Source organism: Aeromonas sp. FDAARGOS 1415 (assembly GCF_019048365.1).
Classification (GTDB): Bacteria; Pseudomonadota; Gammaproteobacteria; order Enterobacterales; family Aeromonadaceae; genus Aeromonas; species Aeromonas taiwanensis.
This window is the reverse complement of sequence record NZ_CP077363.1, coordinates 2,314,313-2,327,350: the sequence shown is the minus strand read 5'-3', so window position 1 is coordinate 2,327,350 and position 13,038 is coordinate 2,314,313. Positions and strand designations below refer to the sequence as shown.

Annotated in this window: 10 protein-coding genes; 5 read left to right on the top strand and 5 right to left on the bottom strand. The window is 64.4% G+C overall.

All coding sequences use genetic code 11. The features are described from left to right. Nucleotides 1-18 precede the first annotated feature (18 nt). Complete coding sequence (locus I6L45_RS11110; protein WP_216982088.1) at nt 19-996, top strand: D-2-hydroxyacid dehydrogenase family protein; 978 nt, start codon at nt 19-21, stop codon at nt 994-996. Nucleotides 997-1,054: 58 nt separating this feature from the next. Continuing rightward, nucleotides 1,055-1,609, top strand: coding sequence for a sugar O-acetyltransferase (locus tag I6L45_RS11105; protein WP_216982087.1), 555 nt, complete (start codon nt 1,055-1,057; stop codon nt 1,607-1,609). 630 nt (nt 1,610-2,239) lie between these two features. Here I6L45_RS11105 and I6L45_RS11100 read toward each other — a convergent pair. The 3 genes from I6L45_RS11100 to I6L45_RS11090 all read right to left on the bottom strand — a co-directional run bounded on the left by I6L45_RS11100 (nt 2,240) and on the right by I6L45_RS11090 (nt 7,365). Further along, the gene (locus I6L45_RS11100; RefSeq protein WP_134696838.1) at nt 2,240-2,788 is read right to left on the bottom strand and encodes an NAD(P)H nitroreductase; all 549 of its coding nucleotides are present in this window, start codon (nt 2,786-2,788) and stop codon (nt 2,240-2,242) included. Between the two features lie 50 nt (nt 2,789-2,838). Continuing rightward, nucleotides 2,839-5,085, bottom strand: coding sequence for an autotransporter outer membrane beta-barrel domain-containing protein (locus I6L45_RS20095; protein ID WP_254204317.1), 2,247 nt, complete (start codon nt 5,083-5,085; stop codon nt 2,839-2,841). Nucleotides 5,086-5,337: 252 nt separating this feature from the next. Beyond that, entirely contained in the window at nt 5,338-7,365 is a 2,028-nt protein-coding gene (locus I6L45_RS11090; protein WP_134696123.1) for an NADPH-dependent 2,4-dienoyl-CoA reductase, read from the bottom strand. Between the two features lie 318 nt (nt 7,366-7,683). On the opposite strand from I6L45_RS11090, the gene sppA reads away from it, so the two are divergent. Beyond that, a complete protein-coding gene (gene sppA / locus I6L45_RS11085; protein ID WP_216982086.1) occupies nt 7,684-9,528 on the top strand; it encodes a signal peptide peptidase SppA in 1,845 nt (614 codons plus the stop codon). 62 nt (nt 9,529-9,590) lie between these two features. On the opposite strand, the gene I6L45_RS11080 is transcribed toward sppA, so the two are convergent. Further along, nucleotides 9,591-10,148 carry an NUDIX domain-containing protein gene (locus I6L45_RS11080; RefSeq protein ID WP_216982085.1) on the bottom strand — a complete coding sequence of 186 codons (558 nt, stop codon included), beginning with the start codon at nt 10,146-10,148 and terminating at the stop codon, nt 9,591-9,593. Continuing rightward, a complete protein-coding gene (locus I6L45_RS11075) occupies nt 10,145-10,948 on the bottom strand; it encodes a DUF2989 domain-containing protein (protein ID WP_216982084.1) in 804 nt (267 codons plus the stop codon). Before I6L45_RS11075 ends, I6L45_RS11080 begins: the two co-directional genes overlap by 4 nt. 211 nt (nt 10,949-11,159) lie before the next feature. Here I6L45_RS11075 and I6L45_RS11070 point away from each other — a divergent pair, with 211 nt between their 5' ends. After that, nucleotides 11,160-12,590, top strand: a complete 1,431-nt coding sequence (locus I6L45_RS11070) for a glyceraldehyde-3-phosphate dehydrogenase (protein ID WP_210549099.1) — start codon at nt 11,160-11,162, stop codon at nt 12,588-12,590. 37 nt (nt 12,591-12,627) lie between these two features. Continuing rightward, nucleotides 12,628-12,921, top strand: coding sequence for a YeaC family protein (locus I6L45_RS11065; protein WP_043762311.1), 294 nt, complete (start codon nt 12,628-12,630; stop codon nt 12,919-12,921). Nucleotides 12,922-13,038: the final 117 nt, after the last annotated feature.

The following is a 13,038-nucleotide window of genomic DNA, read 5'->3' as shown; positions in this document are numbered from 1 at the left end:
TGGAAACAGGAGGATAAAATGAAGATCGCCATTCTGGATGACTATCAGGATCAGGTGCGCCACCTCCCCTGCTTTGCCCTGCTGGCGGGGCACGACGTTCGCATTCTCAACCAGGGCGAGCCCGATGCCACGCGCCTCGCGGCTCACCTGGAAGGGGTGGAGGCCCTGGTGCTGATCCGCGAGCGCACCCGCATCGACGAAGCGCTGCTCAGGCTCCTCCCCTCCCTTCGCCTCATCAGCCAGACCGGCAAGGTCAGCCAGCATATCGACCCCCTCCTGTGCCAGCGCCACGGCGTTGCCGTCGCCGAGGGCGTCGGCAGCCCGGTGGCACCGGCCGAGCTCTGCTGGGCCCTCATCATGGCGGCCTCCCGCCACCTTCCGGCCTACAGCCATGCCCTCGCCCAGGGACAGTGGCAGCAATCCGGCGCGCTGGGTCTTGGTCGCACCCTGCAGGGGCTGACCCTGGGCATCTGGGGCTATGGCAAGATTGGCAGGCTGGTGGCCGGTTACGGCCGGGCCTTTGGCATGTCGGTGCTGGTATGGGGCAGTGACGCCTCCCGCCGGCAGGCCGAGCAGAATGGCCATGCCAGCGCCCCCGACAAGGAGACCTTCTTCCGCCAGGCCGATGTCCTCTCCCTGCACCTGCGCCTCGGTGAGGCGACCCGCGGCTGCGTGACCCGGGCCGATCTCGCGCGCATGAAGGGGGACTCCCTGCTGGTCAATGTGAGCCGGGCGGAGCTTATCGAGCCGGGCGCCCTGTATGCGGCGCTGAGCGCCAACCCGAGCCGGCGGGCGGCAGTCGACGTATTCGACATCGAGCCCGCCACGCCGGACAACGAGCCCCTGCTGGGGTTGCCCAACGTGGTGGCCACGCCGCACCTGGGCTATGTGGAGCGCAACAGCTACGAGCTCTATTTTCGTGCCGCCTTTGAAAACCTGGTTGCCTTTGCCGAGGGCAGACCGACCAACCTGGTGCTGCCCGTGACGGGCGGCTGAGCAGGTTATCCGGCGGCCCGGCCGCCAAGCTGCAGCGCCAGCCCGACAAGGAGCCCCCATGACCGAATACGAGAAGATGATCGCCAGCCAGCCTTACAACTGCATGGCGCCGGAGCTGGATCTCTTGCGCCGGGAGACGGCGCGCCTCTACCGCCGCTTCAACCGTAGCGACGAGGAGGATGAGCAGCTCGCGCTGCTGCGGGAGATCGTCGGCGAGCTGGCAGAGGGGGCCTTCATCTGCCCGCCCCTCTACTGCACCTATGGCCGCCACATCCACCTTGGCCAGGGCTCCTACATCAACATAGGGGCCACCCTGCTGGACAACGCACCGATCCGCATCGGCGCCGGGGTGATGATAGGGCCAAACGTGCAGATCTACACAGCCGCCCACGCCCTGGAGGCCGATGAGCGCCTGCAGGGGGTGGAGACAGCGCTGCCGGTCACCATCGAAGACAGGGTCTGGATCGGGGGCGGGGCCATACTGCTGCCGGGGGTAACCATAGGGCGGGAGGCGATCGTCGGCGCGGGGGCCGTGGTCAGCAAGGATGTGCCGGCCGGTGCCCGGGTGGTGGGCAACCCGGCCAGGATACTGCCAGCCAGGGCGGAAGGCTGAGCTCGGGCGCACTACCGAGCCGCACCAATAAAAATGAAGCCCAATGTCATCAAGACCATGATGGCCTGTAAAAAGGTGGGTTTGCCGATCCTGAAGAGTTGAGGGTGCCAATACCTGAGAAGCGCGGATAAAAATGAAGCCCAATCTCATCAAGACCATGATGGCCTGTAAAAAGGTGGGTTTGCCGACCCTGAAGAGTTGAGGGTGCCAATACCTGAGAAGCGCGGATAAAAATGAAGCCCAATGTCATCAAAACCATGATGACCTGTAAAAAGGTGGGTTTGCCGATCCTAAAGAGTTGAGGGTGCCAATACCTGAGAAGCGCGGATAAAAATGAAGCCCAATGTCATGAAGACGTTGGGCTGTAAAAAGGTGCTACGGAATTGCGACTCTCATCGCAGAAAATTAGAAGGGATCCCCTTCTAAACTGGCAGTGGGATAATAAAGGGGCGCAAACGTTTTACATAGCGTAATCCACCAGGATTGAGAAGAACCTCTCACTATTTAAAAAATGTCCGGCTAATCCCCGCTCCCCTCTTGGCAAGCGCCCATTTATCAGTACAGCCTGATGGAACTATCAGAAAACAAAAAAGCCCTGAATAATCAGGGCTTTCTTTTCATTTTTATGGCTCAGAAGCGGCGCACGAAGTCCGCCATCGGCAGCTCGCGCAGCTTGCGAGCCTCCAGCATGGGGGTACCGAGGTAGAGGAAGCCCACCAGCTGATCCTCCGGTGCCAGCCCCAGTCCGGCGTTGATCCCCGCATCGAAGATAAACCAGCCGGAGCGCCAGATGCCGTTGAAACCCTGGGCCTGGGCCGCCATCTGCATCGCCATCAGGGCACAACCGGCGGAGAGCTCCTGCTCCAGTTTCGGCACCTTGGGGTGCGCCTGATACCGGGTCGCGACCGCGATGACCAGAGGCGCGCGCAGGGGGGCAGTCCGGGACTTCTCGACGCTGTCCTCATCCTCCCCACGGGCACGGGCGGCGTCGGCCAGCAGGGTGCCCAGGCGCTCGCGCCCCTCCCCTTCAAACAGGATGAACTGCCAGGGGGTCAGGGTGCCGTGATCCGGCGCACGCAGCCCCGCCTTCAGTATATTGTCCAATACCTCGCCGCTCGGCGCCGGTTCGGTCAGGCGGCCACAGGAGTGGCGATTGAGCAGTAGCGTCAGTGCATCCATTCGATGCTCCTTCTTGGTCGTGAGGGGCGGTATCGCCCCTGTCTATAGGGTCAGAACGGTTTGGAGAGATTGATGCGCCACTCCCAGATGTTGAGCCCATCCTGCCCTATGCTGGTGTACCCGGCACTGGTGGTCAGGGTGGCCTCGCTGCCGATCAGGGTGCGCACGCCCAATCGCACCGTCCCGCTGAGGGGATCGGTACGCGCCGAGCTGAGATCGCCCGTCAGGATATAGCCATCGTTCGGCCGTTCAAAGCCATAATCCAGCCCCAGCTCACCGTAAGGCATCAGCGGCCGGCCCTGGCGGGTGTAATAGACGCGGCTGAATTCGACCGTACCCGTCAGGTTGCCCTGATTGTCACTGTCGCTGTCCCGCGCCAGCCGCACCGCCAGCCCCCGGTAATCCCCCTCCATCCGGTATCCGTCGCTGCGGTCATGGCTGTAATTGATGGCCAGTCGCGGGCGCACCGACGTCTCGGACCAGAAGTACTGGCCGGTGGCCCCCAGGCTGCCGCCAAGGGAGGTCGACCCATAATCGCCGGAGAGGAAGAGCAGATCCTGGGAATTGTCCATCCAGCCGTAGACCAGGCTGCCGTCCAGCATCCAGCTCTCCGACAGCGGGTACGCCAGATAGGGGCCTAGGTTGTAGCCCCCGGCCGCCAGCTGCATGCCGCCATTGAAAGCGTCCACCCTGCTGTCGACCCGGGAGACGCTGAAGCCGAGGATGAGGCGGTTATCCAGCCGGGTGTCCGCCCCCAGGCTGAACACATTGGTCGAACCCGAGATGTCGAGCCCGTGGCGGTGATCCGAGATGTCGTAATAGACCTCATCCGCCCAGAGGTTCCAGCGCCGCTCTGCCGGTTGCACGGCGGCAGGCGGCTCTTGGGCCGCTACCTGACCCGCTGCCAGTTCGGCCCGGCTGAAGGGGCAATCCGGATAGTGATCCCGCTGCTCTGCGGGCAGGCTATCCCGCTCGTCCGGCATCACGCACAGGGTGCGCTCGTCGAGAGCCCGCTCGCTCGCTTGCTGCCCTGCCGTCACCCGACCCGGCAAGACCGCCGGCGGCTCAACCCTGCCCGGCAGCCTGATAGCGGGCCTCTCCCCCAGGGGCGGCCTCGTCGGCATCATCCCCTGGGGCGGCACCGTGCCGATGGGTGGCTGTGTTCCCCCCGGTCGATCGGGCAACAGACTGCCCGGCCTCGTCGGCATCACCCCCTGGGGCGGCACGGCGCCGATGGGCGGCTGTGTTCCCCCCGGTCGATCGGGCAACAGACTGCCCGGCCTTGTCGGCATCATCCCCTGGGGCGGCACAGTGCCGATGGGCGGCTGTGTTCCCCCCGGTCGCTCGGGCAACAGACTGCCCGGCCTTGTCGGCATCATCCCCTGGGGCGGCACAGTGCCGATGGGCGGCTGTGTCCCCCCCGGTCGATCGGGTAGCAGACTGCCCGGCCTTGTCGGCATCGTCCCCTGGGGCGGCACGGCGCCGATGGGAGGCTGCACTCCACCCGGTCGGGTAGGCATCACCCCTTGAGGTGGCACTGTACCGATCGGCGGCTGCACTCCACCCGGCCTTGTCGGCATCATGCCCTGGGGCGGCACCGTGCCGATGGGAGGCTGCACTCCACCCGGTCGGGTAGGCATCACCCCTTGAGGTGGCACCGTACCGATCGGCGGCTGCACTCCACCCGGCCTTGTCGGCATCATCCCCTGGGGCGGCACGGCGCCGATGGGCGGCTGTGTTCCACCCGGTCGATTGGGTAACAACGTCCCCGGCCGGGTCGGCATCACCCCCTGGGGTGGCACGGCGCCGATTGGCGGCTGTGTTCCACCCGGCCGATCGGGCAACAGACTGCCCGGCCTCGTCGGCATCATCCCCTGGGGGGGCAGGATAGGCCCGGAGGGCGGGGTGAAGTGATCCGGGAAGGTGAAATGACCAGGCTGCTGGTTATCCGTATCGAGCAAGACCCGCTTGCCGCTCCCGTCATCATAGGCATACAGCTTGTGCGTCCCCCCGCTCTGGACCTCGGGGGAGAGGGTCAGGTGCAGCCCCCTTCTGTCTTGCTGCCAGCTGTCGTAGATCTGGCTCTGCTTGGCGGATTCGACCTCGAACTGGCCGGGAGAGATGGCGGACAGCCAGACGGAGTGCAGCTGATCGGCGGTCCAGCCGAGAAAGACGAGACGCCCCGTCGGATCGGCGGCGGCGTTGGTACCGTACAAGCTCATCGCCATGCTCCAGGCGACAAGGCTCAAGGGGCGACCCGGCCCCCGGGGCAGCATCCGTGATTTAGCTAGGCTCATGTGGTTTCCTTACCGAACAAGCATCTATCCAGCACCCGACCATGCGCCCCCATTGAGGGACAAGGATGGCCGATGCCCGAAACGCAGGGCCCCGTACACCCAAACCGGCTGGCCCCCCGACACCGCGGCCCACTCCTGGCCGACAAGGTGTTGATAACACAAATACAACCATAGGCTCCCCGGTGAAACCGCCTGCCAGGCGCAAGACAAGAAAAGGGACCCGAGGGTCCCTTCGTTGCACTATGCACCAGTCTAGATGACGGCAGCCAGCTCGGCCCCCTGGCGGATCGCCCGCTTGGCATCCAGCTCGGCGGCCACGTCCGCCCCGCCGATGATGTGCACCGGCTTGCCCGCCGCCTGCAGGCCGGCCTGCAACTCCTTGAGGGGCTCCTGCCCGGCACAGATGATCACCTGATCCACCGGCAGGCACTGTTTGGCCTCACCCACCTGGATGTGCAGCCCCTGGTCGTCGATACGCAGGTACTGCACGCCGGAGAGCATCTGCACCTTGCGGTTCTTCAGCACGGTGCGGTGGATCCAGCCTGTGGTCTTGCCAAGGCCGTCGCCCACCTTGCTCTCCTTGCGCTGCAGCAGCCAGATCTGGCGCTCGGGGGCGTCGATCTCGGGTGCCGTCAGGCCACCTCGCCCGGCAAGCTGCCGGTCGATGCCCCACTCCTTGAGCCAGTGGTCACGATGGTGTTCGGCATCCAGCGTCCCTCTCTTCTCCACCAGGTACTCTGCCACGTCGAAGCCGATGCCGCCGGCACCGATCACCGCCACCTTCTCCCCCACCGGCTTGTGATCTCTCAGCACGTCCAGGTAGCTCAGTACCTTGGGATGCTCGATGCCCGGAATGTTGGGGGTACGCGGGCGAATGCCGGTGGCGAGGATCACCTCGTCAAAGCCGCCGCCGAGCAGGCTCTCGGCGCTCTGGCGCTGGCCGAGATAAAGCTCGACGCCACACTTCTCCAGCCGCTTGGCAAAGTAGCGCAGGGTTTCGTGAAACTCCTCCTTGCCCGGGATCTGCTTGGCGAAGTTGAACTGGCCGCCTATCTCGCTCGCCTGATCGAACAGGCTCACCTGATGGCCGCGCTCGGCGGCGTAGCAGGCAAACGCCAGGCCCGCAGGGCCCGCCCCCACCACCGCCAGCTTCTTGGGCTGGGGCACCCGGCCGAAGGTGAGCTCGGTCTCGAAACAGGCTCGCGGATTGACCAGGCAGGAGGCGCGCTTCTGCTTGAAGATGTGGTCGAGGCAGGCCTGGTTACAGGCGATGCAGGTGTTGATCTCGTCCGCCCTGTCTTCGGCCGCCTTGATGACGAACTCGGGGTCCGCCAGGAAGGGGCGCGCCATGGAGACCATGTCCGCGTCCCCCTGCGCCAATATGCGCTCGGCGACCTCAGGGGTGTTGATGCGGTTGGTGGTGATAAGCGGCACCTTGAGGTGCTTTTTCAGCTCCGCCGTCACCCAGCTGAAGGCGCCGCGCGGCACGCTGGTGGCGATGGTGGGGACCCGCGCCTCGTGCCAGCCGATACCGGTGTTGATCAGGGTCACCCCTACCTCTTCCAGTGCCTTGCCGAGCGCAATCACCTCTTCCAGGGTGGAGCCCTGCTCCACCAGATCCAGCATGGAGAGGCGGAAGATGATGATGAAATCCGGGCCGACCCGTTCGCGGATGGCGCGCACGATTTCCACCGGGAAGCGCATGCGGTTGTCGGCACTGCCGCCCCAGCCATCGGTGCGCTTGTTGGTGCGCTCGCAGATGAACTGGTTGATGAGATAGCCTTCCGAGCCCATCACCTCGACCCCGTCATAACCTGCCGCCCTGGCGAGCGTTGCGGTGGCGGCGAAGTCGCGGATAGTGCCGCGGATCTGCCGCTCGCTCATGGCACGCGGCTTGAACGGGGAGATGGGTGCCTTGAGGGGGCTCGGCGCCAGGCTGAAGGGGTGATAGGCGTAACGACCTGCATGCAGGATCTGCAGCGCTATCTTACCCCCCTCCCGGTGCACGGCTTCGGTCACCTTCCTGTGCTTGGCGACCTGCCAGGGGAAGCTCAGTTGGGAACCGTGGGGCACCAGGCGCCCACGCAGGTTGGGAGCGATACCGCCGGTGACGATGAGGCCGACGCCACCGCGGGCCCGCTCACCATAGAAGGCGGCCAGCTTGTCAAAGCCCCCCTTCTCCTCTTCGAGGCCGGTGTGCATGGACCCCATCAATACCCGGTTCTTGAGCTGGGTAAAGCCGAGGTCGAGGGGGGCCAGCAGGCTCGGGTAACTGTTCATGATGAACTCCTTGTCGAAACCCGTGGGCACGGCGCCATCCATCTCTCACGACACAGGGGGAGGATCACACCCGGGTCGAGAAAAATCATTGGGATGGGGCAAGGGCTCACAGTGTCTCCAGTTAATTTTTTGTTATCAAATTGGAGCTAGAGTAAAGAATCAAAAATTCTTTTTCAAACAAATGTTTGGACATTTTTTCGGCGAACAGCCGTATTCCGAAGGCGCAGGGGGTGATAGTCCCCAAGGGGAAATGGCAATTGGCGCCGCAACTGGTTAATAATGCCTTTCTCTACCCATTAACAGGGCGACAACGCGGCTATGTCTATTTTCAAAGGTCTGGGGTGGCTCTTTCGCAGCCTCTGGCGCCTGCTCAACTTTACCCGATTGATGCTGGTCAACCTGCTGTTTCTGCTCATCGTGCTGGTCATCGTCGTCAGCATCAACCAGAACGAGGCCCCCAGTACGCCCATCGAGGGTGCCCTCACCCTCAATCTCGCTGGCGTGCTGGTGGAACAGCGCACCCAGGCCGACCCCACGGTGCAACTGCTCAAACAGATCGACAAGAGCGACGATCAGCCCAGCGAGATCGTCCTGTCCGATCTGCTGTGGGCCATCAGGAGCGCCGGGGATGACGATCGCATCAAGGCACTGGTGATCAAGCCCCAGGGCTTGCAGGGGGCCAGCCTCTCCAAGCTGCAGGAAGTGGCGAGCGCCATCGACGACTTCAAGGAGAGCGGCAAACCCGTCATCGCCATGGCCGACTACTACGGCCAGGGTGCCTACCTGCTCGCCGCCCACGCCGATCACGTGCTGCTCAACCAGAGTGGTGCCGTGCTGATCGAAGGGCTCGGCGTCTACCAGACCTACTTCAAGTCGGCGCTGGAGAAGCTCAACGTTACCCCCCACGTGTTCAAGGTCGGCACTTACAAATCCTTCGTCGAGCCCTACACCCGGGACGAGATGTCCCCCGAGAGCAAGGAGGCGAACCAGCGCTGGCTGGATCAGCTGTGGCAATCCTATGTGACCGACGTGGCCGAGCAGCGGGAGATCGAGCCCGATGCCGTCGCGCCGAACAAGGACCGCTTCCTCGAACTGCTGCGCAAGGCCGGTGGCAATGCCGCCAACTACGCCCTCGACAACGGCCTGGTGGACCAGCTCGCCACCCGTGACGAGATGACCCAGGCGGTGATCAAGGAAGTGGGCGAGGCCGAGGATCACGGCTGGAAAGGGGTGGGTCTGAAAGAGTATCTGGCCGCCATTCCGGAGCAATATCCCCAGAGCGGCAAGGATGAGGTGGGTCTGATCCTCGCCAGCGGAGCCATCATGGACGGGGTTCAGCCCGCCGGCACCATAGGCGGCGACAGCCTCTCCGATCTGCTGGCCGAGGCCCGCCGCGACGACCAGGTGAAGGCCGTGGTACTGCGAGTCGACAGCCCGGGGGGTAGCGCCTTCGCCGCCGAGCAGATCCGCGCCGAGCTGCTGGCCCTGAAGCAGGCGGGCAAGCCGGTGGTCATCTCCATGGGCAGCTACGCCGCCTCGGGGGGCTACTGGATCTCCGCCGACGCGGACAAGATCTTCGCCTCCCCCACCACCCTCACGGGCTCCATCGGGGTGTTCGGCATGTTCGCCACCATCGAGAAGGCGCTCTCCCAGTACGGGGTGCACACCGACGGCGTCGGCACCACGGACTTCGTGGGGGTCGGCCTGACCCGGGCCCTGCCGGAACACGTGGGCGAGGCCATCCAGCTCAGCGTGGAAGACACCTACCAGCGCTTCGTCGGCCTGGTGGGCAAGGGCCGTGGCCTGAGCCCGGAAGAGGCGGAGAAAGCCGCCGAAGGCCGGGTCTGGACCGGTCAGGATGCCAAGGAGCTGGGGCTGGTGGACGAGTTCGGCAACCTGGATGACGCCCTCAAGGCGGCCGCCGAGCTGGCCGATCTCAAGAGCTGGCAGGTCACCCCCATAGCACCGGAAGAGTCTGCCCGGGACAAGTTCCTGCGCGAGCTGTTCGACAGCAGTGCCCGCATTCTGGCCCCGCACCTGCAGAGCTGGCTGCCTGCCGGGCTCGGCAAGACGCTGCTGGAGATGAACCGCACGCTGGATCCCCTCACCCGTTTCAACGATCCGCAAGGCACCTATGCCTTCTGCCCGGTCTGTGTCCAGTGACGTGACTCCCCATAAAAAAACCGCCCTCGGGCGGTTTTTTTATGGGCGAAGAGAAGAAAGCCTCAGGCCAGCAGGCCGGATTCATGCCAGCGGTGCAGCTCGGCCAGCACCCTGGTCTCCCGCACCGTCCACTGGGGGCAGGGGCCGGCCAGCTGGGTCTTGTTGGTCTGCAGCGCCTCATCCAGCGCAAACCAGCCCGGCGAGAAGCCGAGGCGGATCTCATAAGGCTGGGGGCGCGGCTCGCTCCACCCCTCCCCCACCTGGCAGAGGTAATAGGAGGAGCGAATGCAGTAGGCGTCGTAGTCCGGCTCCCGGGCGGCGCGGTACTCCCGCGTCTGCCCGAGCAGGGGGCCCACCGCCAGCAGCTCGGCGCCACACTCCTCCAGCAGCTCCCGGGCCAGGGCGGTGCCATGGCACTCCCCCGCCTCGACGCCACCACCGGGGAACATGAGATCGCCGTTGACGCGGGAATGCACCAGCAGAAGCCGGTCACCGCGCAGCACCACGGCTCTCACCGTGCTGCGCTCAAGCACCCGCCCCTCGCAGTGGATCTGGCCGTGCACGAGACGAATGTCGAAGGGGTCGGCCCATTCGGGGGCCGCAGACAGGGACGGGATCATGGGGTGCGGTAGGTCCCTTGTTTGAGCGCGTCGACGATGACGGCAGCCTGCTCGTCCAGCCGTTCCTGCTCTTCCTTGCCGATGGCGTGGTAGATACCGAGCCGCACGGAGGAGACCTCTTGCTGCTCCTGGAAGGATTCGCTCACCTTGCCCCACAGGTAGGCCTGCTCAAACTCCTTCTGCCCCATGTAGAGGGTACTGAGGGCCGTGAGGATGCGGCTGTTCACCTGCTCCCCTTCCCGGTAGAGGGAGAGGGCGTGGTGCATCAGGGCGATGGCTTTTTGGGGCTCGTGCTTGGCGTAAATGCCCCCGAGCGCCAGCTGCAGCTCGGGCTCCTCGAGGGCCGGGGTCCCTTCCAGCGCCATGAAGCTGGCGCGGGCCTGGGGGTTGGTGTTGTTGGTCCAGTGCCACAGCAGCAGGTAGGGATCCCGGGAGCCACGGGTCTGGGCATCCAGCTGCTCCAGCTGGCTGCCGGCCGCCAGCATGCCCTCCACCCTGGGGCTCTTCTGCTCGCGAGCCCGCTTGTACTCGATGTTGGTGGAGTGTTCGGCACAGTGCAGGTAGCGCTCCAGGCCGCGCATCAGCTCGTACTTGCGCCTGTCCGTCTCCTCCGTCTGCAGGTAGTAGCGGGCGCGGATGACGTCGCTGCGCTCATAACGACACCAGCCGTCGTCCACCAGATCGGCGCACAACGCCGGATTCTGGCTGCAGATGTTGTGGATCCTGTCGTCTTCGCAGGCCGTCAGCATCAGGCAGCATGCGAGGGAGAGCAGTAACGGACGCTGTGGGAATAGGGTCATGGTTCACGTCTGGTTGGTAACAATCGCAACCCGCCCTGGCCACCGCCAACTAGCAAACAGGCTACATATCCATTACAATGCGCGCGCCGTATAAGGCCGCGACTGCAGAATAATATAACGAAACCATCAGCCCTACACTGATCTGCATTCGACGAATTTTCAATTTGCCCAGGCAATTTGCTTCAACAACGTGAAATAAAGGATCTGGTTAATGACCCACGAGCACTACTTGCAGGCGTGGCAGGAGAGCCAGGAGCTCGCCGAAGCCATGCAACCCCTGATTGGTCGCCTCTACCGGCAGCAGGGCATCGAGATCACCATCTTTGGACGCCCCCTGCAAAACGCCTCCACCATCGACATCCTCAAGGCCCACCGGGTCGTTCGCCGCCACCAGGGAGCCCCCCTCCCCATCCAGCAAAGCTTCCCCCTGCTGCAAGCCATCGTCGCCCTGAACCCGACCGCCGCCGAGATCGATCTGGGCAAGCTGGCCGTGGGCTACTGGCAGGATCATCAGGATGAGGCGGGCATCGACGACTACCTGCGCGCCAAGCTGGCACCGGCCCTGGGCCGTGACGTGCCGGCGGCTACCGACGTGGTGCTCTACGGCTTTGGCCGCATCGGTCGCCTGTTGGCCCGTCTGCTCATCGAGCGCACCGGGGCCGCCAACTCCCTGCGCCTGCGCGCCATCGTCGTGCGCGGCGGCCGTGACGGGGATCTGGAGAAGCGCGCCAGCCTGCTGCGCCGCGACTCGGTCCACGGCCCCTTCAACGGCTCCATCGAGGTGGATGTGGAGCGCAGCGCCATCATCGCCAACGGCACCTTCATCCAGGTGATCTACGCAAGCAGCCCGGCCGACATCGACTACACCGCCTACGGGATCGATAACGCGCTGATCGTCGACAACACCGGCGTCTGGCGTGACGAGGCGGGTCTGTCCGAGCACCTCAAGGCGCGCGGCGCCGCCCGGGTACTGCTGACCGCCCCCGGCAAGGGGGAGATGAAGAACGTGGTGTTCGGGGTCAACCACGAGGTGATAGGCCCGGATGACAAGATAGTCTCCGCCGCCTCCTGCACCACCAACGCCATCACCCCGGTGCTCAAGGTGATGCAGGACAAGTACGGCATCCGCCACGGCCACGTGGAGACGGTCCACTCCTACACCAACGATCAGAACCTGATCGACAACTATCACAAGGGCGAGCGCCGCGGTCGCAGCGCAGCCCTCAACATGGTGATGACCAGCACCGGCGCCGCCAAGGCGGTGGCCAAGGCGCTGCCCGAGCTCAAGGGCAAGCTGACCGGCAACGCCATCCGGGTGCCGACCCCCAACGTCTCCCTGGCCATCATCAACCTGTCCCTGGAGCAGGCCACCGATCGGGAGAGCCTCAACGCCTATCTGCAACAGATGGCGCTGAGCTCCGCCCTGCATCGCCAGATCGACTTCAGTGCCAGCACCGAGCTGGTCTCCTCCGACATGGTGGGTTCCCGCTTCGCGGGCATCGTGGACTCCCAGGCCACCATCGCCGAGGGGGATCACTGCGTGCTCTACGTGTGGTATGACAACGAGTTCGGATACAGTTGTCAGGTAGTACGGGTGATGGAGCAGATGGCCGGCGTAGTCCGCCAGGATCTGCCCGCCTGATCCCGGGTTCATGGCTCAATTTTCAAGGAGAGGCCGGATGTCGTCCCAACAAGTGACGTTTCAACAAGCGATAGCGCAGATGCCCGAAGAGGTGTACGAGCGGCTCAAGACCGCGGTCGAACTGGGCAAGTGGCCGGACGGCAAGCCCCTCACCGAGGAGCAGAAGGCCACCTCCCTGCAGGCCGTCATGGCCTGGCAGGCGATGCACCTTGAAAATCCGGAGCACATGAACATAGGACGCGACGGCGAGATCGTGATGAAGAGCAAGAGCGAGCTCAAGCGCCAGTATCGCGATGAGGAAGAGATAGTGCGGGTCGACCTCAGCCACTGAGGCAGGCCGCACGTCACCTATTATCACGGTAACAAAACGAAAGAGGGGAGCCATCATGGCTCCCCTCTTTTTATCTCTGCAGAGTGATGCCCTTCATCCCCGGCCCTTCTCCCGCAA